The organism is Aureitalea marina (genome assembly GCF_002943755.1).
Lineage (GTDB): Bacteria > Bacteroidota > Bacteroidia > Flavobacteriales > Flavobacteriaceae > Aureitalea > Aureitalea marina.
In genome coordinates, this window is the sequence record NZ_MQUB01000001.1 from 2,777,130 (window position 1) to 2,801,648 (window position 24,519).

23 protein-coding genes are annotated in these 24,519 nt (G+C 46.7%); 16 read left to right on the plus strand and 7 right to left on the minus strand.

Annotated elements, in window-relative coordinates; genetic code table 11:
* Nucleotides 1-2: 2 nt before the first annotated feature.
* Complete coding sequence (locus BST85_RS14745; RefSeq protein WP_342750434.1) at nucleotides 3-1,493, minus strand: hypothetical protein; 1,491 nt, start codon at nucleotides 1,491-1,493, stop codon at nucleotides 3-5.
* A 121-nt stretch (nucleotides 1,494-1,614) separates the two neighbouring features.
* On the opposite strand from BST85_RS14745, the gene BST85_RS12715 reads away from it, so the two are divergent.
* Both BST85_RS12715 and BST85_RS12720 read left to right on the plus strand, forming a co-directional pair.
* Nucleotides 1,615-2,382, plus strand: a complete 768-nt coding sequence (locus tag BST85_RS12715; protein ID WP_104813600.1) for an exodeoxyribonuclease III — start codon at nucleotides 1,615-1,617, stop codon at nucleotides 2,380-2,382.
* 1 nt (nucleotide 2,383) lies between these two features.
* A complete protein-coding gene (locus BST85_RS12720; RefSeq protein WP_104813601.1) occupies nucleotides 2,384-3,352 on the plus strand; it encodes an OmpA/MotB family protein in 969 nt (322 codons plus the stop codon).
* A gap of 1 nt (nucleotide 3,353) precedes the next feature.
* Here the strand turns inward: BST85_RS12720 and radA are convergent, their stop codons facing one another.
* The 5 genes from radA to panC are packed head-to-tail and all read right to left on the minus strand — an operon-like array spanning nucleotide 3,354 to nucleotide 8,124.
* Nucleotides 3,354-4,715, minus strand: coding sequence for a DNA repair protein RadA (gene radA / locus BST85_RS12725; protein WP_104813602.1), 1,362 nt, complete (start codon nucleotides 4,713-4,715; stop codon nucleotides 3,354-3,356).
* A gap of 14 nt (nucleotides 4,716-4,729) precedes the next feature.
* Complete coding sequence (locus BST85_RS12730; protein ID WP_104813603.1) at nucleotides 4,730-5,884, minus strand: alpha/beta hydrolase; 1,155 nt, start codon at nucleotides 5,882-5,884, stop codon at nucleotides 4,730-4,732.
* Nucleotides 5,885-5,944: 60 nt separating this feature from the next.
* Nucleotides 5,945-6,910 (minus strand): lysylphosphatidylglycerol synthase transmembrane domain-containing protein, encoded by a 966-nt coding sequence (locus tag BST85_RS12735; protein ID WP_245917698.1) that lies wholly within the window; start codon nucleotides 6,908-6,910, stop codon nucleotides 5,945-5,947.
* Nucleotide 6,911: 1 nt separating this feature from the next.
* Nucleotides 6,912-7,262 carry an aspartate 1-decarboxylase gene (gene panD, locus BST85_RS12740; protein ID WP_104813604.1) on the minus strand — a complete coding sequence of 117 codons (351 nt, stop codon included), beginning with the start codon at nucleotides 7,260-7,262 and terminating at the stop codon, nucleotides 6,912-6,914.
* A 13-nt stretch (nucleotides 7,263-7,275) separates the two neighbouring features.
* Nucleotides 7,276-8,124: a pantoate--beta-alanine ligase gene (gene panC / locus BST85_RS12745; RefSeq protein ID WP_104813605.1), complete on the minus strand. Its 849-nt coding sequence runs from the start codon at nucleotides 8,122-8,124 to the stop codon at nucleotides 7,276-7,278.
* Nucleotides 8,125-8,228: 104 nt separating this feature from the next.
* Here panC and BST85_RS12750 point away from each other — a divergent pair, with 104 nt between their 5' ends.
* The 10 genes from BST85_RS12750 (at nucleotide 8,229) to bioA (ending at nucleotide 19,556) form a co-directional block, all read left to right on the plus strand.
* Nucleotides 8,229-9,038 carry a glycogen/starch synthase gene (locus tag BST85_RS12750; RefSeq protein WP_104813606.1) on the plus strand — a complete coding sequence of 270 codons (810 nt, stop codon included), beginning with the start codon at nucleotides 8,229-8,231 and terminating at the stop codon, nucleotides 9,036-9,038.
* Between the two features lie 18 nt (nucleotides 9,039-9,056).
* Nucleotides 9,057-10,631: a BamH family beta-barrel-assembly machinery protein gene (gene bamH / locus BST85_RS12755; RefSeq protein WP_104813607.1), complete on the plus strand. Its 1,575-nt coding sequence runs from the start codon at nucleotides 9,057-9,059 to the stop codon at nucleotides 10,629-10,631.
* Nucleotides 10,632-10,637: 6 nt separating this feature from the next.
* Nucleotides 10,638-12,485, plus strand: a complete 1,848-nt coding sequence (gene glmS / locus BST85_RS12760) for a glutamine--fructose-6-phosphate transaminase (isomerizing) (protein ID WP_104813608.1) — start codon at nucleotides 10,638-10,640, stop codon at nucleotides 12,483-12,485.
* A gap of 193 nt (nucleotides 12,486-12,678) precedes the next feature.
* A complete protein-coding gene (gene atpD, locus BST85_RS12765; protein WP_104813609.1) occupies nucleotides 12,679-14,184 on the plus strand; it encodes a F0F1 ATP synthase subunit beta in 1,506 nt (501 codons plus the stop codon).
* Nucleotides 14,185-14,201: 17 nt separating this feature from the next.
* On the plus strand, nucleotides 14,202-14,480 hold the full coding sequence (locus tag BST85_RS12770) for a FoF1 ATP synthase subunit delta/epsilon (RefSeq protein ID WP_104813610.1): 279 nt from the start codon (nucleotides 14,202-14,204) through the stop codon (nucleotides 14,478-14,480).
* Between the two features lie 94 nt (nucleotides 14,481-14,574).
* The gene (locus BST85_RS12775) at nucleotides 14,575-15,723 is read left to right on the plus strand and encodes an aminotransferase class I/II-fold pyridoxal phosphate-dependent enzyme (RefSeq protein ID WP_245917699.1); all 1,149 of its coding nucleotides are present in this window, start codon (nucleotides 14,575-14,577) and stop codon (nucleotides 15,721-15,723) included.
* The gene (locus BST85_RS12780) at nucleotides 15,720-16,538 is read left to right on the plus strand and encodes a LytTR family DNA-binding domain-containing protein (RefSeq protein ID WP_104813612.1); all 819 of its coding nucleotides are present in this window, start codon (nucleotides 15,720-15,722) and stop codon (nucleotides 16,536-16,538) included. Before BST85_RS12775 ends, BST85_RS12780 begins: the two co-directional genes overlap by 4 nt.
* Before the next feature lie 115 nt (nucleotides 16,539-16,653).
* A complete protein-coding gene (locus BST85_RS12785; protein ID WP_104813613.1) occupies nucleotides 16,654-17,637 on the plus strand; it encodes a S41 family peptidase in 984 nt (327 codons plus the stop codon).
* Nucleotides 17,638-17,683: 46 nt separating this feature from the next.
* Complete coding sequence (gene bioD / locus BST85_RS12790; protein ID WP_104813614.1) at nucleotides 17,684-18,304, plus strand: dethiobiotin synthase; 621 nt, start codon at nucleotides 17,684-17,686, stop codon at nucleotides 18,302-18,304.
* Nucleotides 18,291-19,556 carry an adenosylmethionine--8-amino-7-oxononanoate transaminase gene (bioA, locus tag BST85_RS12795; RefSeq protein ID WP_104813615.1) on the plus strand — a complete coding sequence of 422 codons (1,266 nt, stop codon included), beginning with the start codon at nucleotides 18,291-18,293 and terminating at the stop codon, nucleotides 19,554-19,556. Before bioD ends, bioA begins: the two co-directional genes overlap by 14 nt.
* Here bioA and BST85_RS12800 read toward each other — a convergent pair.
* Nucleotides 19,548-19,979, minus strand: coding sequence for a cytochrome c oxidase assembly factor Coa1 family protein (locus BST85_RS12800; RefSeq protein ID WP_104813616.1), 432 nt, complete (start codon nucleotides 19,977-19,979; stop codon nucleotides 19,548-19,550). The two genes, bioA and BST85_RS12800, sit on opposite strands and share 9 nt — an antisense overlap.
* 52 nt (nucleotides 19,980-20,031) lie before the next feature.
* Here BST85_RS12800 and BST85_RS12805 point away from each other — a divergent pair, with 52 nt between their 5' ends.
* The 4 genes from BST85_RS12805 (at nucleotide 20,032) to bioB (ending at nucleotide 24,383) form a co-directional block, all read left to right on the plus strand.
* Entirely contained in the window at nucleotides 20,032-21,183 is a 1,152-nt protein-coding gene (locus tag BST85_RS12805) for a beta-ketoacyl synthase N-terminal-like domain-containing protein (protein WP_104814012.1), read from the plus strand.
* 63 nt (nucleotides 21,184-21,246) lie between these two features.
* On the plus strand, nucleotides 21,247-21,822 hold the full coding sequence (locus tag BST85_RS12810) for a hypothetical protein (RefSeq protein ID WP_104813617.1): 576 nt from the start codon (nucleotides 21,247-21,249) through the stop codon (nucleotides 21,820-21,822).
* Nucleotide 21,823: 1 nt separating this feature from the next.
* Nucleotides 21,824-23,224, plus strand: a complete 1,401-nt coding sequence (locus tag BST85_RS12815) for a flotillin family protein (protein WP_104813618.1) — start codon at nucleotides 21,824-21,826, stop codon at nucleotides 23,222-23,224.
* Between the two features lie 70 nt (nucleotides 23,225-23,294).
* Nucleotides 23,295-24,383 carry a biotin synthase BioB gene (gene bioB / locus BST85_RS12820; RefSeq protein ID WP_104814013.1) on the plus strand — a complete coding sequence of 363 codons (1,089 nt, stop codon included), beginning with the start codon at nucleotides 23,295-23,297 and terminating at the stop codon, nucleotides 24,381-24,383.
* Nucleotides 24,384-24,519: the final 136 nt, after the last annotated feature.

The following is a 24,519-nucleotide window of genomic DNA, read 5'->3' on the forward strand; positions in this document are numbered from 1 at the left end:
ATTTACTCCCCCACATGTAAATTGACTGGTGGCACCAATTGCACAATGGACTCATAGTTTCCCTGTGGGATCCCATTTGCTGGAGGAACGTATTCAAAGATGGTATTGATCGCACTTTCGTTGGAGATCACATAGTTACCTTGATTGTCACCTACCAAGGAAAATCGGACACTGAAGAGTTCATCCGCGGGATTGGTCGAGAACACAAAAACTTCGACCCCTCCAATGATCTCTTTCCTGTAGAGGATCTTATTCTCTGAGAAACTATCGGGAACTGCAGAAGGAGCCTGCATCTTGGAGCGATCGTCCCCGGCCTCGGCCAAAACCTGAACTTGCTCTTCTGTCAAACTTTGTTGCAAGGGCTGGTTCTTAGCGTCGTTCTCTGAATAAATATAAGCCCCAATGTCTAGTTTACTACTGGTATAATTACCCCCGCCATATCCTATGAAGCGGGTATAGTTTTGATCCGTGTATTGATATTCTACGGTGATCCGCATATTGGTGGTGATGGGGTAGGTGGGGTTAAATCGAATTTCCCCGGCATTGTAATCGATCACATAATCCTTATTTTCACCCCTTTCCAATAGCAATCCATTGACAAAGACCCTTTCGCTTCCGGAGATGATCAGGATGAATAACTCACCATTGGGACCCACAAGCTTGTAGGGCCCTTGATTCCCTTCCTGGGCGGTGAATTGACTTCTCTGGAAAACACCTCTTACCAAGGCTCCGGCGGCAAAAGCCGAAGTTTTGGCTCCATTCTCGTGCTCTACCGAACCCCCCAGGGAAATACCTTGCACCTTCTTGGTAAACTTCCCGAAATAGGTGTTGTTGTTGATTAGATCCACATCCCCTGCGCGGATGTTCCAGTTCTTCCCGAAGAGTTCTATAAAGATCTGGTCGAATTCATCCAGATTTTGGGAATAACCACCTTCTTGGGTTGGGATATTGGCATCCTGTATGGAGGCCCGAATAGATACCTTCTCACTTAAACGCCCGGTGATCTGCAGATCTAATTGGGAGTTGACCACGGCGTTTTGATTGTTACCAACTGTGACACCACGGGAAAGGCTTCCTACTGTGTTAAGTCCCTCCAGCGGGCTGAATTCACGTTTATCTCCTGCCTGTTGCAGGGCATATAGTTTATCGATATCCCCGGTAGATTGAACCACAATGGATTCGTCCAATTCAAAGTATTCCCTGGTCAGGAAATCCGGGTAAGCCCGATAGAGGATCACCACGGAGTCTTGTTGCCTCTGAAGAGCGGGACTTGGAAATAACAATCCACTTTGAAAATCGATGGCATAGCTCAAAGAATCCACGGACTGACCGGCTGTGGTTTCCAATTTAAAGCCGAGGGGATTGATGGAAACAGAATCTACCCTGACCGTATCGGCCAGTTTTACGCGTTTGCTCTGGAGATCCGGTCGATTATCCTGGGCAAATACCATGGCGGTAAGCCACCACAATAGGAAAAGAATCCGGAATTTCATCAGCTATTTAACTACTGTAGCCCGGGATTTATTTTGTTGAAGACTATTGAATATCTTTCGCGGGCCACCACTGGTAAAAATACGATGTTATTTAATTTAGTCTCCACCCATAAACCAAAGCATGAAAATCATTTCCTATAACGTAAACGGGATTCGCGCCGCAATGAAAAAAGGACTACTGGAGTGGTTGCAACAAGCCGACCCCGACGTTCTGTTGATTCAAGAGACCAAGGCCATGAGAGACCAGGTGGATCTCCAGGCAATTGATGATGCCGGATATCCTCATCATTACTGGTACAGTGCCCAAAAGAAAGGCTATAGCGGGGTTGCTGTCCTATCTAAGCACGAGCCACATCATGTGGAGTACGGAACAGGGATCGATTATATGGACAATGAGGGGAGAAATTTGCGACTGGACTTTGAAGATTTTTCCGTGATGAGTATGTACCTGCCCAGTGGGACCAACATCGCCAGACTAGAGCATAAACTTCAGTATATGGCCGATTTCCAGGAATATATCGACCATCTTAAGCGAGATACACCTAAGCTGGTGATAGGGGGAGATTACAATATCTGCCATGAGGCAATCGATATTCACGATCCGGTCCGAAATAAGAATGTCTCTGGTTTCCTTCCTGTGGAACGGGAGTGGATAGGGAATTTCATCGATTCTGGTTTCATCGATTCCTTCCGTCATTTCAACAAAGAACCTCATAATTACACCTGGTGGAGCTACAGGGCCAATGCTAGGGCCAATAACAAAGGGTGGAGGATAGATTACAATATGGTAGCCCAACCCTTACAAGAAAACCTGAAAAGAGCCGTTATTCTACCTGAAGCTCACCACAGCGATCACTGCCCGCATTTGGTGGAGCTCAATTTTGACTAATATGATTTTGAAGAAACTGATTACCCGAATGCTCGGGCTTATGCTGCTGATAGTGATTATGAACTCCTGTGTGTCCTCCCGAATGTACCAGGACCTGCAAGATATATACGATGAGGCTATGACCGAGAACCAGGAACTCTGGGACCGGTTGAACGAGAAAGATAAGCCGAGTAGTAACTGGAATAAAGAGGCACTGGACAAGAAGATGGCCCAGTTGGAATCGGAAAATCGCAGTCTGGCCATGGAACTGGCGGCTCAAAAGAATCGATTTGATCGACTACAGGAGTCTTATGATGCCATGGAAGCGAACAGCTCTGCCTCCTTGTCGGATAACCTCGATAGGAACCGTGCTCTGCTGATCGAGTTGGCCGAGAAGGAAAAAGCCCTTAATGCCGAAGCTTCCAGATTGGACAGTTTGCAAAGGGAGTTGGAATACCGATCTGAGCGGATCACAGAACTAGAAGGCATTATTTCTTCCAAGGACAAACAAATGCGCGACCTCAAGGATGCCATTTCGAGAGCGTTGACCAATTTTGAAGGTAATGGCTTAACTGTAGAGCAAAGAGGTGGCAAGATCTATGTTTCCATGGAGAATAAACTCTTATTCCAAAGCGGAAGTTGGGCAGTGAATTCAAGGGGGCGTAAAGCTGTAGAGGCCCTGGGTTCTGTTTTGGCTCAGAATCCACAGATCGATGTGCTCATAGAGGGACATACGGATAATGTACCCTACGGCGGCAACGGAAACATCAAGGATAACTGGGACCTCTCTACCAAACGGGCTACCTCTATCGTGGCTATCTTAAGCGAGAATTCCGGAGTGTCTCGAGCTAATCTTACCGCAGCAGGAAGGAGCGAATACGCTCCGGTTACCAGAAACAGCACAGCGGAAGGGCGCGCCAGTAACCGGCGTATCGAAGTGATCCTTTCTCCTAAACTGGATGAGATCAGTAAAATGTTGGAAGATTTTTAGATCAGCCAAACAGGTGACGCACCAGGTCAGAAACCTTGGCAATCCGAATCACCTGTATACCGTGATCTGTTTTCCCGAGTTTCGCTTGTTTGGAAATAACAATAGAGCTAAAACCTAGTTTCTCTGCCTCGGTTATTCGTTGGTCAATGCGGGTAACCGGCCTGACCTCTCCGGCCAGTCCGATCTCGGCAGCAAAACAAATTCCCTTATCTACAGTTATGTCTACATTGGAAGACAGTACGGCGGCCACAACGGCGAGGTCGATCGCCGGATCGTCAACTGTGATCCCTCCGGTAACATTGAGGAAGACATCCTTTGCACCCAGTTTAAAACCTGCTCTTTTTTCCAGAACAGCCAGGATCATGTTCAGTCTTTTGGTATTGTAACCAGTTGTGCTGCGTTGAGGTGTTCCGTAGACGGCTGTGCTGACCAGGGCTTGTATCTCGATCATCAAGGGTCGCATTCCTTCCAGGGTCGCTGCTATGGCTGTACCACTCAAACCCTCATCGATCTTGGAGATCAGTATCTCGGAGGGGTTGACTACTTCTCTAAGACCGCTTCCCTGCATCTCATAGATTCCTAATTCGTTAGTGCTTCCAAAACGGTTCTTCTGGGCTCTCAGGATACGGTAGATATGATTGCGATCTCCTTCAAACTGGAGTACGGTATCCACCATATGCTCCAGGATCTTTGGTCCGGCTATGTTCCCGTCCTTGGTAATATGACCGATCAGGATTACCGGGGTATGGGTCTCTTTGGCAAATTTTATCAGCTCTGAGGTACACTCCCTGATCTGAGAGATACTGCCAGCGCTACTCTCAATGTGATCCGTTTGCAGAGTCTGTATGGAATCGATCACTAGAATATCGGGTTGTAATTCGCTAATATGCCGGAAAATGTTCTGGGTCTTGGTCTCTGTTAAGATGAAGCAGTTTTCTGAATCAGGATGAACCCTTTCTGCTCGCATCTTGATCTGTTGGGCGCTTTCTTCTCCCGAAACATAAAGTGTTTTGAAAGGTATCTTCAAGGCGATCTGCAACATCAGTGTACTCTTCCCGATTCCTGGTTCTCCACCCAATAACACCAGTGAGCCCCCAACCAGGCCACCTCCCAAAACCCGATTCAATTCCTCGTTTCCGGTGTCCAGCCTTCGGTCCTGTTGTGCGCTAATATCTCGTATCCGTTCAGGTTTGGCTGCTTTTTTCGATAAAGGTTGCTGACTGTCCCATCCTGCCTTGGTGGGCCTCTGGATGACCTCCTCGACTATGGTATTCCACTGCTTGCATGAAGTACATTGTCCTTGCCATTTGGAATATTGACTGCCACAGTGTTGGCAAAAGAATGCTGTCTTGGTCTTGGCCATAGAATCAAATAGCCTTAATAGCCGAAGTCTTCCTTGATCTTCTCGGCCTTATCCAGCATCAGATCTACAGTTATAAAATCTACTTCTTCCTTGTTGTAAGCACCTTGATAGGTCCTCATGGCCCGCTTGGGCTGTCCCATCTCCTCGTAGTACCTGGCTAGGAAGTAATCGCCTAAAACCGTATCCGGATATTGCTTTCTCGCCATATCCGCAATGGCTTTGAGGGATTCCCATTGCTTTAGTTTTTCCGCAGCTGTCCCGGTGGCAATAAAATCGTTGATCCGGACGTCATTGTCAATGCCAAACAACTCCTTGATCGTACTGTATTTATCTACCAAATATTGATGAACAGGAGTATCCAGCTTGAGTAAGACTTCGTCAAATTCCCGTTTGGAGATGGGTCGATATACCTGGAATATCTTCTCCAAGGCAGAAGGGATTCCCCGTCCAACTAGTGAATAATGAGTTGCCCCATCAAAGTTGTCATAATAATACTCGAAGTTATCCGAGCTTAAGGGACTGAGTATCTCATTGAGTTCTTCCGAGATCTGCATAAGATCTTGAATGTCATCGGTTCCTGTACCCAGGTAATAGTAGATCTTGGAGTTGATCTCCGGAATTCGCTCAGGTAGTCTCTCGTCCATCAAGGGAGCCAGGTCTGGGCTTAAGCAGATATACCCATTGAATAGAGGAGGATCCTTAAACAGGAAATAGTTCAGATAGTTAGCAGAAAAGTCATGCCCCACTGCAATGACAAATTGGGCCGTCCTAAAATTCTGATCGACGTAGGGCATCAATTCCAATCCGATGAACTCGAAGAAATCAGCGCTTCGATCTTCAGGGAAAAAGGTGATGTCATCGTAACCGCAATCGTCGTATCTGTCGTCTCCTTGCATAATGCCAATTACGATGGATTCCGGCATGTCCTCCCAATAACTGAAATAATCGACGTTTCCAGCAACCGGTTCGAATAAATAGTTCGCATCCAATACCAATACGATAGGATAATTCTTTTCTGTATTCTCCTCGTAGTCTCGAGGTAACTGGATCTTAAGTTTTCGGGTCTGGTCTAGTTTGACAGACTCAAATTCTTCATAAATGATCTTGGATTGTGTCCACCCAATGCTTGTAGTGAGCATCAAAATGGTCAGAAGGAGGGCATTTTTCATGTTGAGCAGAATTGGATAGCGAAAGATACTAAAATTAGCTCCCTGCGTCAACCTGATAGCTCAATCTCGGTCTCTGTTGTAGATGGGTAATACGATCAGTGAGATCAGGCCGAATAGCACAAGCGAAGCTATATTAGCGGTCCAGACGATCCAGCCAAAAGCGGTTCCGACAGTTTCCGGGACACCAAAAAGAAAGAGTATTCCTGCAACTACGGCGGGATAGGTCCCAAATCCACTGTTGGTAAAGGCAAAAGTGAAGCTTCCCACCACAAAGGTTACTACCAGAGTGCTCCAGGAGATGGAAGCTGTTATATCAAGGGCCTTGGTCGAGACATAAAAAGAAAGCAAGTAAAGAGCCCAGATCACACAGCTCTGCAGGACAAAGTTCCACTTCTTTTTCATCTTCAGTATGCTCAACAAGCCATCCTTTAACCCACTGAGAAAACCGACGATCTTACCCAGGATCCCGCCCTTAATGTATCGTAGGGTGAGAAATCCGACTACGGAACAAAAGGCCAGTATGATCAAAACCAACACAGCCTTGTCAATTAGGCCATTTTCCTGGAGATAGGACTGTAATTCTTCGAACTTAAGGCTCAAGGCCAATGCAGTGAACCCCATCAGGAAAAGCAGATCGACAACCCGTTCAGATATAATGGTTCCAAATCCCTTGTCGAAAGGAACCTTCTCGTACTTCTGCAAGACCACGGCCCTGGACACCTCTCCGGATTTGGGGATGAATATGTTCATTAAATAGGCCACAGAGACTGCCATGAAGTTGTTGGCAAGATCCGGTTTATAGCCTAAAGGTTCCAGCATAAAATTCCAGCGATAGGCTCGGATAACATGGCTCAGTATGGATAAGGTCACGGCCAGTACCACCATGAGGTAGTCCGCTTCGGCGAAATAGAATTTTACCTCGGCCAACTGTTCCGGGCTAAACCGGTTGTAAATGTACCAGGTCAAGAAGATCCCTAATCCGAGAGGAATGGCGATCTGCAGAAAGCGAGCTGCTTTGCGTTTCAAATTAGTTTAGCAGGTTATTTTCCTCGTTGGGAAATACTAAGGCCGGCTTAAATGCTTTAGCCTCTTCTACAGACATGATCGCATAGGTGATCAATATCAGAACGTCTCCAGGGGCCACCTTTCGCGCGGCAGCTCCATTAAGTGTTATCTCTCCACTATTGCGGGGGCCTGGTATGGCGTAGGTTTCCAGGCGCTCGCCGTTGTTGTTGTTAACAATCTGCACCTTCTCCCCCTCGATTATATTGGCGGCATCCATCAGGTCTTCATCAATGGTGATGCTGCCGATATAATTCAGATCAGCACCGGTTACTTTAACACGGTGAATCTTCGATTTAACCACATGTATTTGCATGGGCGCAAAGATACTAATTTAAGCCCATATTATCGATGAGACGGACTCCCTCCAAAAAGGCGGCAATAAAGCCTCTGCAGCTTGTTTCTCCCTGGTTTTCAGTAACGGTTTCAAGTTGGTCTGCAGTTGCGATCTCGAAGTATTCCAGTTCAAATTCCGGCCTGAGTTCGAATCGCCTGTTTATTGCAGTTTTTAATTCGGCAATCGAAAGCTGGTCAAAATGATCCTTGGCCCAAAGCAAGGATTGGTAGATAAGTGAGGCTTGTTGCAGCCCATCTTCGCTGAGGCGTTTGTTGCGTGAGCTCATGGCCAGACCATTGGGTTCCCTGTAGATGGGGCAGCCCACAATTTCGAGGTCCAAGGACTCAAGTCGAGTAAGTTCTTTCACGATGAGCAGCTGCTGATAGTCTTTTTCTCCGAAATACGCACGATTGGGTGAAACTGCGCGAAACAACAAATTCAACACACTGCCAACACCATCGAAATGACCCTGACGAAATCGGCCCTCCATCACCTGCTCCAGTGCCCCAAAATCATATGACTTCGAGCGAACGTCTCCGTCGTAGAGGTCGTCTGGTTCTGGATTGTAGACCCAGATATTTTGAGATAATCCTGACAATAGGTCGAGATCACCCTCCAGATCTCGCGGGTATTTATTCAGATCGGATGGATTGTCAAACTGGGTCGGATTGACAAAAATACTCACCACGACCTGCTCATTTTCATCTAGGGCCTGTTGGACCAGCGATAGATGTCCCGGGTGTAGAGCACCCATGGTTGGGACCAGGCCGATCTGACCATTTTTGGCCTTGATTTCAGTTAAGGATTTGGCCAGATCCAGCTTCTTTGAAAATAGCTCCATCAGAAGAGTTTAAGCGTGTTCAAAATTATGATTTTGCCCTCAATCTGCATAAATTTTCGTACTTTTGCATCCTTTAACAGATACCCCCAGGAAAAGTCAATTGTATGAAAGATAAAAGAATCTTGTATGTGTCTTCTGAAGTTATTCCATATCTGCCGGAGACCGAGATTTCTTCCATGTCGTTCGAGGCCCCGCGAATGGTGAATAGCAATGGCGGACAGATCCGCATCTTCATGCCAAGATACGGCAACATCAATGAGCGTAGACACCAATTACACGAAGTGATAAGACTTTCAGGTATGAACCTGGTTATCAATGACATGGACATGCCTTTGATCATAAAAGTAGCTTCAATTCCGAAGGAGCGCATGCAGGTCTATTTTATCGATAACGAAGATTATTTTAAGCGAAAGTCTACCTACACTGATGAGGACGGTAAGCTGTTCGACGATAATGACGAAAGAGCGATCTTCTTTGCTAAAGGCGTCATTGAAACGGTGAAGAAGCTGAATTGGGCTCCGGACATCATCCATGTTCATGGTTGGATGGCCTCTTTGCTGCCTTTGTATCTGAAGAACTACTTTTCCAACGAACCCTTGTTTGAGAATAGTAAGGTGGTCACTTCAGTTTACAACCATGGCTTTAATGGTGACCTGGCAGCAGATTGTGTCGATAAGATCAAATTTGACGGAATAGAGCAAGATCAGATCGAAGATCTGAAAGAACCCAACTACACCAACCTGATGAAAGTGGCCATCAATAATTCCGACGCGCTGATCATAGGCTCTGAAGAACTACCTGCGGAATTGAGCAAAGTATTGATGGAAACTGATAAACCTGTGTTAAAATATCACAGTAAAGAGGATTTTTCCGAGGCATATCTTGATTTTTACCAGAATCAAGTACTGGATTAACATATTAGGCGTTCTTGTATGATGCGACGAAAGGTATGGTGGAATGTGGCCGCGATCCTGGCCACGGTAATTGTAATTTCATCCTGCGAGGAGGAATTCTACACCATTGGGACGGAACTTATCTCCCAAGATATAATAGTAAATGTTGATAGTAGCAGGACTGTAATTAGTTATAGCCGTAAATTGGTTCCTGTTCAGACCAACGATATGCAAGCATACCGCATGGGGATCTACAATGACCCTGTTTATGGTAAGTCGGTATCCAATTTTCTCGGTCAGATCACCCTGAACCAACAGAACCCGTCGTTCGGTGATAGCGCCGTTGTAGACAGTGTTTTCTTGTATTTCCCTTTCTTTAGTCAACAGCAGACCAATAATGAAGGTGAGGTAGAGTATACCTTAGACTCTGTTTACGGGGACACACCCTATCGCCTGGAGATCTATGAATCGCAGTTCTTTTTGAGAGACTTCGATCCGGATAGCAATTTTGAAGATCCCCAGAACTACTATTCAAACCAAGGACAAACCTTCGAGCAATTCCTGGGGCCCCAGATTGGGCTGGTAGAGTCATTTGTCCCCTCTGATGAAGGGACTGTGATCAACGAAGGAGAAAATGATGAGGAACAATTAGGTCCTGGAATCAGGGTTCGTCTGGACAACGAATTCTTCCAGGAAAAGATCATTTCTAAGGAAGGTGAACCCGAGTTACTCACCAACAACAACTTCAAAGATTACTTCCGGGGCATATATCTCAAAGCAGTTGAGACCGGAAATGGAGACAACTACTTTATCTTTAATGGTGCTGCTCCTACAGTAACCATGTATTACAGCTTCAATTCCGAAGGAGGAGTGGGAGACGATGGTGGAAGTGACGATGATGACGACGATGGTCGAGGCAGTGCCTCCCTGGTCTTCTCGTTCAACGCCATCAGTGTAAATACCATAGACGAAGAATTTCCAGCCGATATTCTGGCTGCGTTAAGTAATCCAAATACAACTCAAGGAGAAGAGACCTTATACATCCGTGGAGGTCAGGGAGCCATTTCGGTTATCGAGTTGTTTGGTGAGGACACAGACAATGATGGTGTGCCGGAAGAACTGGAAGAGCTAAGGGCAAATGAGTGGTTGATCAACGATGCGAGTTTGTTTATGTACATCGACCAGGACAAGGTAACCGGAGGTGCTGCAGAACCAGAACGGATCAAATTATATGACATCGAGAACGAGCGTTTGCTCATCGATTACTCCTTCGATCTCACGGCTGGTAATGCGGCCATCGATGCCATTACCACTCACTTGGGCCGTATTGAAAGAGGTTCCGATGATGAGGGAGATTTCTACCGTCTTCGAATCACCAATCACCTGAGTAGATTGATCAATGACGACTCCACTAATGTTGCTTTAGGATTAGTGGTATCTCAGAATGTATTGTTGACTGATCAGCAGGATACAGAAAGTACACAAGGTCCGGGGATCAATGCCCTGCCACAAAGCTCTATATTGTCTCATGAAGGAACCGTCTTGCACGGTAATCTAAGTCCCTTCGAGAATAAAAAACTCAAACTAAAGATCTCTTATACTCTCCCAAATTAACTTACCATGTGTGGAATTGTCGGTTATGTAGGTCCTCGAGAAGCCTATCCCATTATCCTTAACGGATTAAAAAGGTTAGAATACCGTGGATACGACAGTGCCGGGGTCGCCATTTTTGATGGCAGCGAAATACAACTGTGCAAGACCAAGGGCAAAGTTAGTGACCTGGAGGCCAAGATAGAAGGTAACATTCAGACCAATGGTCAGTTAGGAATTGGGCATACCCGCTGGGCTACCCACGGAGTTCCTAACGATGTCAATTCTCACCCCCATTACTCCAATTCCGGAGACCTGGTGATCATTCACAATGGTATCATCGAGAACTATGCGACCATCAAGAAAGAGTTGATCAACAGGGGATATACCTTTCAGTCCGATACGGATACGGAAGTCCTGGTCAACCTGATAGAAGATATCAAGATCAAAGAGGGTGTAAAGCTGGGGAAAGCCGTGCAGATCGCTCTCAACCAAGTTGTTGGTGCCTATGCTATTGCCTTGTTCGACCGCCAAAAACCGGACGAGATCGTGGTGGCCAGACTTGGAAGTCCACTAGCCATTGGGATTGGAGACGACGAATTCTTTGTGGCCAGTGATGCTACTCCCTTTATCGAGTTCACCAATAAAACGGTTTATCTCAAAGATGAGGAAATGGCCATCATCAAGGCCGGTCGGGATGTGAAGATCCGTAAGATCAAGGACGACACCTTGGTGGATCCATACATCCAGGAATTGCAGTTGAATCTGGAACAGATCGAGAAAGGGGGCTATGAGCATTTCATGCTGAAGGAGATCTACGAACAACCCCAGGTGATCAAGGATACGTATCGCGGAAGGCTATTAGCCGACCAAGGGATCATCAAATTGGGCGGATTAGAAGACCATATTCATCGCTTTATCAATGCCCCGCGAGTGACGATCGTGGCCTGCGGAACGTCCTGGCATGCGGGCTTGGTTGCCGAATACATATTTGAAGACTGGGCACGGATCCCGGTAGAGGTAGAATATGCCTCAGAGTTCCGATATCGAAACCCGGTAATTTCTGAGAAGGATGTGATCATTGCCATTTCACAAAGTGGAGAAACGGCAGATACCCTGGCGGCAATCAAACTTGCTAAACAGCGAGGAGCTTTTGTATACGGGGTTTGTAATGTGGTTGGATCTAGTATATCCAGAGAAACAGATAGTGGGTCCTACACCCACGCAGGTCCGGAGATAGGGGTAGCATCAACTAAGGCGTTCACCACTCAGATCACGGTATTGACCATGATCGCACTTCGGCTTGCCCAGGCCAAAGGGACCATCTCAACTCGGGATTATATGCTGCATCTAAGGGAATTGGAGTTGGTACCAACCTATGTTTCTGAGGCTTTGGAAGGTGATGGAAAGATTCAGGAGATCGCCAATGTGTTCAAGGATGCGGCCAACTTCCTTTATTTAGGAAGAGGTTATAATTTCCCTGTTGCTTTGGAAGGAGCACTCAAACTAAAAGAGATCTCTTATATCCATGCCGAAGGTTATCCGGCCGCCGAAATGAAACACGGTCCCATCGCCTTGATCGATGAACAGATGCCGGTTGTGGTTATTGCTGTGAACAGCAATCATTACGAGAAGGTGGTGAGTAATATTGAGGAGATCAAGGCCAGAAAAGGAAAGATCATAGCCGTGGTCACCGAAGGTGATACTACGGTCAAGGAATTGGCCGATTATATCATGGAAGTTCCTCAGATTCCAGAGGCGTTGACACCATTGGTCACTACCATACCATTGCAGTTACTTTCTTACCACATTGCCCTGATGCTAGGTCGCAATGTGGATCAGCCCAGAAACCTGGCCAAATCGGTAACGGTAGAGTAGATTTCGAATAAATTTTTCAGGCAATTCAAACCCACTGACCCATCGCGGTCCAAGCAGGTGAAAATCAATACATCGTCTCGATAAAAAATAACTTCTAGGGGTTAGATTTTTCGTGTATAAAGACTTATCTTTGCACCGATTTTAAGGGTAGGGATTTTATACCCTGGTCGAGTTAAAAAATAAAACCTTTAGCATGTCACAAATAACTGGAAAAGTTGCACAGATCATCGGGCCCGTTGTGGACGTTGAATTTGCCAACGGAGTTGAACTTCCAAAGATCTACGATTCACTAGAAGTACAGAACCAAGGAAACACCCTGGTACTTGAGGTACAGTCTCACATTGGAGAGAACACGGTGCGAACCATCTCGATGGATTCTACCGATGGATTGAGCCGAGGAGTAGATGCTGTTTCTACAGGAGTTCCAATTCAGATGCCGATCGGAGAGGATGTTTACGGACGTCTGTTCAACGTGATCGGTGATGCCATCGACGGTATCGGTAACTTGCCAAAAGCGGGAGAAAATGGATTGCCAATTCACCGTGAGGCACCAAAATTCGAGGATCTTTCAACTTCTACAGAAGTACTTTTCACCGGGATCAAAGTAATCGACCTGATCGAGCCATACGCAAAAGGAGGTAAGATCGGATTGTTCGGTGGAGCCGGGGTAGGTAAGACCGTATTGATCCAGGAATTGATCAACAACATTGCTAAAGGACACGGGGGTCTTTCTGTATTCGCAGGAGTAGGAGAAAGAACACGTGAAGGAAATGACTTGCTTCGTGAGATGCTGGAGTCCGGTATTATCAAATACGGGGACGACTTCCTGCACTCTATGGAAGAAGGTGGATGGGACCTGACCAAGGTTGACAAAGCCGCCATGAAAGAAAGTAAAGCAACATTTGTGTTTGGTCAGATGAACGAACCTCCAGGAGCACGTGCTCGAGTGGCCTTGTCCGGACTGACAGTTGCGGAGTACTTCCGTGACGGAGCAGGAGATGGTCAAGGAAAGGACGTACTGTTCTTCGTTGATAACATCTTCCGATTTACACAAGCCGGTTCTGAGGTGTCTGCACTTCTTGGTCGTATGCCATCTGCGGTAGGTTATCAGCCAACCCTGGCAACTGAGATGGGTGCCATGCAGGAGCGTATTACTTCTACTAAGAAGGGATCCATTACTTCTGTACAGGCCGTTTATGTGCCTGCGGATGACTTGACGGACCCTGCACCTGCAACGACCTTTGCTCACTTGGACGCAACAACGGTACTTTCCCGTAAGATCGCCGAGCTAGGTATTTACCCTGCGGTTGATCCACTGGATTCTACCTCTCGTATCCTGACTCCGGATATCCTTGGAGACGATCACTACGATTGTGCTCAACGAGTAAAAGAGTTGCTACAACGCTACAAAGAACTACAAGATATTATCGCCATTCTGGGTATGGAGGAATTGAGCGAGGAGGATAAACTGGCTGTTGGACGTGCACGTCGAGTTCAGCGATTCCTGTCTCAACCTTTCCACGTTGCCGAGCAATTTACAGGTATCCCTGGATGCTTGGTAGATATCAAGGACACCATCAAGGGATTCAACATGATCATGGATGGTGAATTGGATCACTTGCCAGAAGCTGCCTTCAACCTGAAAGGTACTATCGAGGAAGCCATGGAGGCCGGTGAGAAGATGTTAGCCGAAGCTTAATCGGATAAAGAGCTGATATGCATTTAGAGATAGTAACCCCTGAAGCCTCCTTAGTGAGTGGAGAAGTAGAATCGGTAACCGTACCCGGTGCCAATGGTCCTTTCCAAATGCTGAACAATCACGCCGCCATCGTTTCAACCCTGGTAAAAGGTGAGGTGAAGTTTTTGGGTAATCCATCTATTGCAGAAGGATACGAAAACAAACTGAGCAAGGACAAGGACGGTAAATGGGTGATGGAGATCAATAGCGGTACAGTTCAGATGGCCGATAACAAGATCATCGTACTAGCCGACTAGAACAAAGCTGAAACAAAATAAAAGACTCGCAATTGCGGGTCTTTTTTTTTACCCTTAGCCAATTACATATAATTCAAGATGGCTAAATTGCCATGTGAATTCTTTTCCGGGAAACTTATCGAACAGACTGGCCTGTCGGGAACTCGATGGCTCATTGCGACAACTCCGTCTTTCTTCTGAAATGATCGACCTGTATTCCAATGATTACCTGGGTCTAGCCAATTCACCTGAGATCTATCAGCAGGCGGATTCCTGGCTGGCAGCGCGAAAATTTCAACGATCAGGATCCACCGGGTCGCGTTTACTCAGCGGTAATTCAGCTATTCATTTGGAATTGGAATCTATTCTGCAGCAATTCTACAAGGCCGAAAGGGCAGTACTGTTCAATAGTGGATATGATGCCAACCTTGGTCTGTTGGGCAGTATCATAAGGCGAGGGGACCTCGTCCTGATGGACGAATTGGTCCACGCTTCCATACGAGAAGGAGTTAGGTCTTCATTGGGTAGAGCCTTAAAGTTTCGACATAACGATTTGAACCAACTCCAGGAATTGTACGATCGCAATAAACCTGAAGATGGTAACTGCTATGTAGTTACAGAATCGGTTTTTTCCATGGATGGGGATAGTCCGAATCTCGGAGAGCTTGCCAATTGGTGTGTCAATTCGGGTGTGAGGTTGATAGTGGACGAGGCGCACGCCGTTGGACTATTTGGGCCAAATGGATCTGGCAGGGTAGTCGATGCAGGCTTGGAAGAGATGGTCTTTGCCAGGGTAGTTACTTTTGGTAAAGCTGTTGGCTGTCATGGTGCAGCAGTTCTTGGGTCAACCCAACTGATCGAATTCCTGGTCAACTTTGCCAAACCCCTGATCTATTCCACGAGTCTTCCACCTCATTCGCTTGCTTGCATAGCCGTGGCGCATGAGGCCGTGACCAATGATGAACTGCGAAAAAAGCTCTGGAAGCTCATCGATGGGTTTGAAGCAGAATTGAATTCATTGAGTATCAGCGACTATTTTGTTCCCTCTGATTCCGCCATTCGATGTGCGGTAATCAGAGGAAACGATCAGGTGAAAAAAGCATCTGCTCAGTTGGCCAAACATGGGTTTGATGTAAGACCCATAATATCTCCGACTGTTCCTTTGGGGACAGAACGGCTGAGGTTTTGCCTACATGCTTACAACACTGCCGGAGAAATTGAGAAGGCCTTATCTTTAGTTGCCCAATTCTACAAGGGGGAATGAACCGTTTTAACAGACCAATAGCTTTTACTGTATCCTGGAAGAAGATCATCTGGATTGGTCTGATCATTGGAGCCTTGCTAGCAGGTATTGTTATTTTCTTGAAACCTTATGGAGGCGAAGACTACGACATGCCCTATGGTACTTGGCGGTTAGCCGGTTATATCTTTCCCGTATTGGCAGCTCTCTTGTTGTTGCATCCGGCTGAAATGAGCTTATATAAGCGCCAGAATAAAAGGTGGTATATCTTGAATGAGCTCTTTTATCTGTTTATCTCCAGTTGGCTGTGCATATCCTTTTCTTCCATCTATAATTTCTATGTGGTCAATGACTTATCTGGTTATAATTTGAGCACCTACCTGGATTTCCTCTGGATATTTGCACCTCCTTATCTCCCGATCATTGTTCCTTTGCTGGCCCTGTTGCGAGCTAATTACGGAAGCATAGTGATCGATCAATCTGCTCCGAAAGAGAGTAGCTTGGTCTTAGAAGGAGAGAACAAATCGGAAAAGATCGAATTGGAGTGGAAGGAGTTCGTAATGGCACAGGCTCAGCAAAATTATGTCCGAGTGCTGATCAACCGAACGGATGGGTTGGAAGAGCAACTTATCAGAAGCAGCCTTTCCAGGATTGCTGCCCAGGTTCCGCAAGCGGTTCAGGTGCATCGATCTTACTTGGTTAACCTGGACTATCTGGAGCGGGTCCAAGGCAATGCCCGAAAACGAGAAATGACCTTCAATATCTCTGTAGAACCAATTCCAGTCTCTCCCAAATATTTTGAGGCTTTGGGCAGTCTGCTTTCAGATTCGTCCCGCTAACTTCAAATTGGTCCCATAGCCCTTCAGATTGGGCACAAATCCTTCGATTCTGTCACACTTTTTTGTGAGGATTTATTCGCTGCATTCTATTTGTGTCAACTAAAAATCACACATCATGCGACATTTATTTTTTGCACTACTATTTATTATCGGTCTGCCAATCCAGGCCAACACTACAGACCCAATCAAGGAACGACAGCAACAGATCAAGACCATCCTGGAGCTAACCCGGGAGAACATTTACAATTATCGTTTAATGGATACTCCCGAGTGGAAGGAATTTGAAGGATTCCTTCAATCTGAAGAAACGCTTTCAATGGATCAGCAAGACTTTCTTACTGCTTTTAACCAAGAGCGAAAGAAGCTGCCCTTTACCCATTACAACCTTCGTCTTAAGAAAGGAAAAACCAAGACAAAAAAAGAAGAATTACCCTTTGAACTGAAATCACTGGATTCTTCCACCGCTTTGTTGATCGTTCGAGACTGGATACAGGATGCTTCGGGTATGATCAGCATAGTCCAGGAGATCGAGGAGAAGGGGTATAACAACCTGATCATCGATCTGAGGGGTAATCTCGGAGGAACGCTGGATGCAGCCGTTGTTTTAGGCTCATACCTGACTGACCAACCGATTGACGCCGGAGTTTACCTGACAAAAAACTGGTATGCCGACAATACCGAAGGACCGACCACCGAGCAGATACAGCAGTTTCCTTATATGCAAGATCTGGATTTTGAGGGTTTTTGGGAAATGTCACAAAATGCCGGGTTCCGTATGGTATTACCTGGCCATAATGGGAAGGTATTCGAGGGAGATGTATATGTGCTCACCGATGGTTTGACCGGAAGTACCTGCGAACCCTTTGTCGATGTGATCAAGCGGCAGAATTTGGGGACTGTGGTAGGTCAAACAACAGGCGGAGGAATGCTCTCCGGGGCCTTCTTTCCGGTAGACGATGAGATCAGTTTGTTCCTTCCGGTCTGCGATTATTATACCGCTGATGGTAACCGAATTGATAAAGTTGGGGTTAAACCGCACATCGAAACCCGGTCCAAAGATGCGTTGATCAAAGTTGCTCAATTGATCAGGGGGAATTAGTTTTTTTAATGGTTGATCCGCTAAAAGCGGGCTATCTTTGCCGGTAATGAAAAACAATTCTTGGTTCATTACCGGCATTTCCACTGAAGTTGGTAAAACAGTGGCTGCAGCCATGATCGCTCGTGCCCTGGAGGCGGATTATTGGAAACCGGTTCAAGCCGGCGATCTAGACAATACGGATTCCGATAAAGTAAGAAGGTGGCTCACAGGAACATCATCTGTGATACATCCGGAAGCCCATCGTTTGAATACACCCATGAGCCCACATGCGGCTGCCGCGATCGACAAGGTCACCATCGACCTGGAAAAGATCCAACGACCAAAATCGGATAAGGATCTGGTCATAGAAGGAGCAGGTGGACTTTTAGTGCCCTTGAATGATACTGATACCATAGCCGATCTCATCCAGCCTGATGATAAGGTAATCTTGGTTTCCAGGCATTATTTGGGGAGTATTAATCATACTTTAAGCAGCATAGAGTCTATTCGATCCAGGGGATTGAACTTATTTGGGGTCCTCTTTATGGGAGAAGAACATCCTACTACCGAAGCCATAATCCAAAAGATGGGTCAGGTGAAGGTCATTGGTCGTATCGATTGGGAGCCCTATATCGATGAGCATGTGGTGGCCGAGTATGCAGAAAAGATCGCCCATGAGCTTAACTAAGCGCGATAGCAGGCATATCTGGCATCCTTTGACCCAACACAAAACGGCCCAAGAGCCGCTTGGCCTGGTCAGGGCGGAAGGGGCATTGTTGTACGACGAAGAAGATAATTCCTATGTAGATGGGATAGCTTCGTGGTACACTGCCATGTATGGGCATTGCCACCCTTATATTATCCAGCAGGTAACTGCTCAAATGAAAAAGCTGGACCAGGTTGTCTTTACCGGCTTTACTCACGAACCCGCCGTTTCGCTTTCCGAGCGCTTATTGGCCATACTTCCTGACAATCAATCCAGGATCTTTTTTAATGACAACGGATCGACCTCGGTAGAAGCGGCCATCAAGATGGCCCTGCAGTATTTCCACAACCTAGGGGAAACGAAGGACACCCTGATTGCGTTCGAAAATGGTTTCCACGGCGATACTTTTGGAGCTATGAGTGCCTCTGGTTTGTCGGTATATAATGGACCTTTTGAGAAGTACTTTCTAAATGTAGAGCGTATCCCACCACCCACAGAGAATAATATTGATGCTGTTCTGCAGCAATTGAGTTTTCTAATAAGAGAAGGAAACTGTGCAGCCTTCCTCTACGAGCCATTGGTGCAAGGTGCGGCCGGTATGAAAATGCATGACGCCGATGGCTTGGATAGAATATTGGACATGTGCAAGGAGGCCGGAATACTCTGCATAGCCGACGAGGTGATGACCGGATTTGGTAAGACGGCCAACAACTTCGCTTCTGATCATTTGACCAACAAACCCGATATGATTTGTTTGAGTAAGGCCCTAACGGCTGGCCTGGTTCCTATGGGTATAACCAGTTGTTCTGATCAGGTCTTCCAAGGATTTCTCTCGGATAAGTTAGAAAAAGGATTCTTCCATGCCCATACCTATAGCGCTAATCCCCTTGCTTGTGCAGCCGCACTAGCGGGCTTGGATCTTTTAGATTCCAAGGAGGTCCGACAAGGTATTGAAATGATAGGGGAGGCTCACACCCGTTTTGCCCAAGGCTTGAAGGACGATAATAGGGTTAGGGATATTCGCCAGTCTGGGGTCATCCTAGCATTCGAATTGAACGTCGAAATGGAGCGTTACGGTAACATGAGGAACAGACTGTACCAGGAATTCATGAATCGCGGGGTGTTTCTACGTCCCTTGGGAAACACCATTTACATTTTACCACCTTACCTGATCAAACCGGAAGAGCTGCAGCGAATCTACACGGCTATAAAAGAGGTGATCGACCTATTCTGAAACCTCAGGGCGAACGAGCCAGATCGTATCCTGACTAGATCGTACTATCACCATTAACTCCTCGAATTGCCAGTTGTCATTGACCTCGACTGCATCAAAGTTGATCCTTCCTTTACCCTTGGGCCCCTTAACCGGAACACTCATGTCGGCCGAATTCTCACCATCGCTCCTCACTATGTTCCCGCTCAGCATTCCGTCAGATTCAATAGGAGTACCAATTGCATCCTGGACCTCTGGATTTTCTTCCGCCAGCATAATGGCTTGTTTGTAGGGGGCTGAATCCTTGAACAAGGAGGTGATCCCACCTACCATTCCCACCAGGAAGATTATGCCTACGATCAGGATCAGCAAGCATCCCCCTCCGGGGACTACCCACTTCCAGTTTCTATCGAACCAACTTCTGTGATCTCCTTGTTCTTCCATGGCTAATTTTCCGGTTGATAAGACTTACTTTTGCAGGAAAGTACTAAAAAAGTTGCCAACTCCTATCACCATTACCGGCCTCTCGTCCATTTCGGCTCTCGGAACATCAGATCAAGAGGTGTTCAATGCTTACCTAAAGGGGGATCCGCTTTTTACCCGTAGAAGATTTGAAAATCAAGATACCTGGGTTTCGGCTCTATCAGAACAGCTAGAGACTGAATTAGAAGCATTGAAATCTGAGCGATCGATCTACGGCCAGTTGGACAGAACGGTTCTGATGGCCTTGCATGCGGCACGGCAACTGGATCTTGGTCGTATTCCAGAATCTGATCAGATTGGCGTCAATATCGGCTCTTCCCGAGGAGCCACAGAGAAGTTTGAGAAGTATCACGGAGAGTACCTGGAAAACGGTCGCAGTTCGACCTTTTCTTCTCCAACAACCACTCTCGGAAATATCTCCTCCTGGGTTGCCCAAGACCTGGGTCTGGATGGGATGGCCATGAGTCATTCGGTCACTTGCTCCACTGCCCTTCACGCCGTACTTAACGGTATTGCCTGGATACAAGGTGGAATGGCTGATGCTTTTATTGCCGGAGGAAGCGAAGCTCCTTTGACGCCTTTCACCGTTGCCCAGATGAAGGCGATGAGGCTCTATTCCAAAGTGAATGACTCTTTAGCCTGTCATTCACTGAAAATGGATAAGAATGGCAATACCATGGTTTTGGGAGAGGCTGCCGGGTTAGTGCTACTGCAAAAAGGTATAACGGAAAAAAGCCAAGCCACTGTTGCCGGTTATGGCTTTGCCTCGGAGCCCCTGGACCATCCGGCTTCTATCTCCGCCAATGGTCTGTGCTTTCAGCGTTCCATGCAAATGGCCTTAGACAAGGCTCAACTGGACGAGGTTGATGTTTTGGTGATGCACGCACCGGGAACTTTAAAAGGCGACCAAGCTGAAATGGAAGCCATTCGTACGATTTTTCGTAACAAAATTCCCCATCTGACGACTAACAAGTATCTTATCGGACACACCCTGGGCGCTTCAGGGTTGATGAGTCTCCAAATGGCGGTGCTCATGCTTCAGCGAGATAAGATCATTCAAAATCCTTTTTACACAATTACCCTAACTGATTCTTTGGTAAATTCAGTGATGATCAATGCCGTAGGGTTTGGAGGAAATGCGGTCAGCATTTTGCTGACAAAATAAGCACGTCCACTGGTATTCGGAGTCAAAAGGTAGTAACTTACTGCTCACTTAATAATTCTGATTATGAACGAATGGTTTACATCCCTGTCTACTTTCGAACAGGTTTATTGGATCGCAGCGATTGTCGGCTCCGGAATTCTTCTGATACTTCTGGCATTGACCCTGATTGGGGGAGATGTAGACGATATGGGGGATGTGGATGCTGATGTAGAAGGCGACACAGGAATCGGTTTTCAGTTTTTCACCTTAAAGAATCTGATCGGTTTCTTCACCATCTTTGGTTGGTCTGGTATCGCATGTATGGAGGCTGGATACTCCAAAGGAGTTACACTGGCTGTTTCCATAGGCTGCGGGTTGCTGATGATGATCGTCATGGCCGCTATCTTTTATTACCTAAGCAAGCTATACAGTTCTGGTACGCTGAATATTGCGAACGCCATAGGTGCTGTGGGGGAGGTCTATCTGACCATAGGCCCTAATCGTTCTTCCATGGGCAAGGTTCAGGTTCGTGTACAAGGAACCCTTAGAGAACTGGATGCTCTCAGCGATGCAGAAGAAGAGCTCAATCAGGGACAGATCGTTCAAGTGACCCAGGTTACGGATAACGGAGTTTTAATAGTCAACAAATACACCAAATAATATGTTTCCATTTTTGCTACAGTTAGAAGGTCTAGGAGGGCTCGTTGGTACTGCCTTTGCCATACTGTTCGTTTTTATTGTTTTAGTCACCTTTATTCGCCGATATAAACGATGTCCATCGGATCGTATCCTGGTGGTATATGGTAAAGTGGGTACGGGAGCTTCCGCTAAATGTATTCACGGAGGGGCCTCCTTCATTTGGCCAGTAGTTCAGGATTACGAATTTCTTGACCTGACCCCGATCTCTATAGAAGTCAACCTGGTCAATGCACTGAGTAAACAGAACATCCGTGTGAACGTACCTTCCAGGTTTACCATAGGTATCTCTACGGAACCCGGAGTTATGCAAAATGCTGCCGAGCGTCTGTTAGGACTTGGATTGCAGGAAGTACAAGACCTGGCCATGGAGATCATCTTCGGGCAATTGCGCCTGGTGGTTGCTTCCATGGATATTGAAGAGATCAACTCGGATAGAGATAAGTTCCTGAGCAACATTTCTCACAGTGTAGAAGCCGAATTGAAGAAGGTTGGTCTAAAACTGATCAACGTAAATATTACGGACATCCACGATGAGTCCGGATATATTGAAGCACTCGGAAAAGAGGCTGCTGCTCATGCCATTAATGAGGCACGTAAATCTGTTGCCGAGAAGAACCGGGATGGTTCCATCGGTGAGGCCAATGCCTTGCAGGACGAACGTACCCAGGTGGCTGCCGCTAACGCTAAAGCAGTGGATGGAGAGAACACGGCCCAGATCGACGTGGCCAACTCCAATGCTAACCGAAGACAAAAAGAAGCGGAAGCCGAGCGTATTGCGATTGCCTCGGAAAAGGTCCAGGCAGCAAAAGCCCTGGAAGAGTCTTATGTAGCAGAGAAAGAGGCGGAATTGACGCGGGCAGAGCGTGAACGAAGTACGCGTGAGGCGGATATCATTGTACCTGCCGAGATCGACAAGCGGAAGGTTGAGATCGATGCCGAGGCTGAAGCTGAACAGATCCGTCGCAAGGCAAAAGGGGAGGCAGATGCCATCCTCTTCAAAGCACAGGCTGAGGCCCAGGGGATATTCGAAGTATTGACCAAGCAGGCTGCTGGTCTGGATAAGATCGTACAGGCCGCGGGTAACAATTCCAAGGATGCAGTACTGCTTCTAATCGCAGATAAACTGCCGGAGCTGGTACAATTGCAAGCAGAAGCCATCAAGAATATTAAGATCGACAAGGTCACGGTATGGGAGAATGGCAGTACCAAGGACGGAAAGACTTCGACGTCTAACTTTATCTCTGGCATGTACGGAGCCGTTCCTCCGCTACAGGAGATGTTCAATATGGCCGGTATGCAGTTACCGGAATATTTGAAGGGTAAAGATGTCGCTGAAGAAGTGGATTCTTCAGAAGAAGAATAGTACATTTGATCATTGATTCTAAGGACAGACCTGTGTAATCATTATGCAGGTCTTTTCAATTCCTATCACCATGACCGAAATCAGACATAACTGGACCAGAGAAGAAATTTTAGGGGTTTATAATCTTCCGATGATGGAACTCCTTTACAAGGCTGCAAGTGTTCATAGGGAACATCACGATCCGAACCAGGTCCAGGTTTCTACTTTGCTGTCGATAAAGACAGGTGGATGCCCTGAAGATTGTGGATATTGCCCACAAGCTGCTCGTTATCATACCGATATTGAAGGTAATGACCTGATGAGTGTCCAGCACGTAAAGGCCCAGGCACTTAGAGCTAAAGCTTCAGGTAGTTCCAGGGTTTGTATGGGAGCCGCCTGGCGCAACGTGCGGGATGGGGAAGAATTTGACCAGGTTTTGGAGATGGTCAGAACCATCAACAAGCTGGATATGGAGGTTTGCTGTACTCTGGGGATGATCACAGAGAACCAGGCTCAAAGGCTGGCTGAGGCCGGTCTCTACGCCTACAACCACAATCTGGACACCTCTGAGGATTATTATACCGATATTATTTCGACCAGAGCTTATCAGGATCGTCTGGATACCATTGCCAATGTGAGAAAGACCAACGTTACCGTTTGTAGCGGGGGAATTATTGGAATGGGAGAAGAATTGGACGATCGGGCGGGAATGCTTGTTGCCCTTTCTACATTGGATCCTCAGCCAGAGTCTGTTCCTATTAACGCCCTTGTCGCTGTAGAGGGCACGCCCTTGGAAGAACAGGAACCTGTTTCCATTTGGGAGATGATTCGTATGGTGGCTACCACGCGTATCGTTATGCCAAGAACGCAGGTCAGGTTATCGGCCGGAAGAACAGAGATGAGCCAGGAAGGGCAGGCCATGTGCTTTTTTGCCGGGGCTAATTCCATCTTTGCTGGAGATAAACTGTTGACCACACCGAATCCGGATGTCAATGAAGACATGAAACTCTTCGAACTTCTGGGGCTTCAACCTATGAAGCCTTTTGTGAAGAAGGCACAACCGGAGACTGTCGAAGCAGTAGATTCTCAATTCGAATCCTTGGGTGAGAAACCCAAATGGACCAGACCTGATCATCAAATTGAACGCAACGAATTGGCCAAGGAGAAATCTTCGAAATAGTACGTTCTTCCTATTGATCTATTACCGATTTATTTAAGGGGCTGATGTATTTCTTGTCGGGTAGGTACAATTTTACCTTACAGACTCCGTTCTCTTAAGGACTGCCGAAAATTACTTAACCAATTTTTCAATTACG

What these genes read in the sequence shown, in the direction of transcription:
- BST85_RS12730 (WP_104813603.1), bottom strand. Translation starts at nt 5,884, where the DNA reads ATGAAAAATGCCCTCCTTCTGACCATTTTGATGCTCACTACAAGCATT.
- BST85_RS12810 (WP_104813617.1), top strand. Translation starts at nt 21,247, where the DNA reads ATGAACGAATGGTTTACATCCCTGTCTACTTTCGAACAGGTTTATTGG.
- panC (WP_104813605.1), bottom strand. Translation starts at nt 8,124, where the DNA reads ATGGAGCTATTTTCAAAGAAGCTGGATCTGGCCAAATCCTTAACTGAA.
- BST85_RS12785 (WP_104813613.1), top strand. Translation starts at nt 16,654, where the DNA reads ATGCGACATTTATTTTTTGCACTACTATTTATTATCGGTCTGCCAATC.
- BST85_RS12750 (WP_104813606.1), top strand. Translation starts at nt 8,229, where the DNA reads ATGAAAGATAAAAGAATCTTGTATGTGTCTTCTGAAGTTATTCCATAT.
- BST85_RS12720 (WP_104813601.1), top strand. Translation starts at nt 2,384, where the DNA reads ATGATTTTGAAGAAACTGATTACCCGAATGCTCGGGCTTATGCTGCTG.
- bioA (WP_104813615.1), top strand. Translation starts at nt 18,291, where the DNA reads ATGAGCTTAACTAAGCGCGATAGCAGGCATATCTGGCATCCTTTGACC.
- bamH (WP_104813607.1), top strand. Translation starts at nt 9,057, where the DNA reads ATGATGCGACGAAAGGTATGGTGGAATGTGGCCGCGATCCTGGCCACG.
- radA (WP_104813602.1), bottom strand. Translation starts at nt 4,715, where the DNA reads ATGGCCAAGACCAAGACAGCATTCTTTTGCCAACACTGTGGCAGTCAA.
- bioB (WP_104814013.1), top strand. Translation starts at nt 23,295, where the DNA reads ATGACCGAAATCAGACATAACTGGACCAGAGAAGAAATTTTAGGGGTT.
- BST85_RS12815 (WP_104813618.1), top strand. Translation starts at nt 21,824, where the DNA reads ATGTTTCCATTTTTGCTACAGTTAGAAGGTCTAGGAGGGCTCGTTGGT.
- BST85_RS12715 (WP_104813600.1), top strand. Translation starts at nt 1,615, where the DNA reads ATGAAAATCATTTCCTATAACGTAAACGGGATTCGCGCCGCAATGAAA.
- panD (WP_104813604.1), bottom strand. Translation starts at nt 7,262, where the DNA reads ATGCAAATACATGTGGTTAAATCGAAGATTCACCGTGTTAAAGTAACC.
- bioD (WP_104813614.1), top strand. Translation starts at nt 17,684, where the DNA reads ATGAAAAACAATTCTTGGTTCATTACCGGCATTTCCACTGAAGTTGGT.
- BST85_RS12800 (WP_104813616.1), bottom strand. Translation starts at nt 19,979, where the DNA reads ATGGAAGAACAAGGAGATCACAGAAGTTGGTTCGATAGAAACTGGAAG.
- glmS (WP_104813608.1), top strand. Translation starts at nt 10,638, where the DNA reads ATGTGTGGAATTGTCGGTTATGTAGGTCCTCGAGAAGCCTATCCCATT.
- atpD (WP_104813609.1), top strand. Translation starts at nt 12,679, where the DNA reads ATGTCACAAATAACTGGAAAAGTTGCACAGATCATCGGGCCCGTTGTG.
- BST85_RS12780 (WP_104813612.1), top strand. Translation starts at nt 15,720, where the DNA reads ATGAACCGTTTTAACAGACCAATAGCTTTTACTGTATCCTGGAAGAAG.
- BST85_RS14745 (WP_342750434.1), bottom strand. Translation starts at nt 1,493, where the DNA reads ATGAAATTCCGGATTCTTTTCCTATTGTGGTGGCTTACCGCCATGGTA.
- BST85_RS12770 (WP_104813610.1), top strand. Translation starts at nt 14,202, where the DNA reads ATGCATTTAGAGATAGTAACCCCTGAAGCCTCCTTAGTGAGTGGAGAA.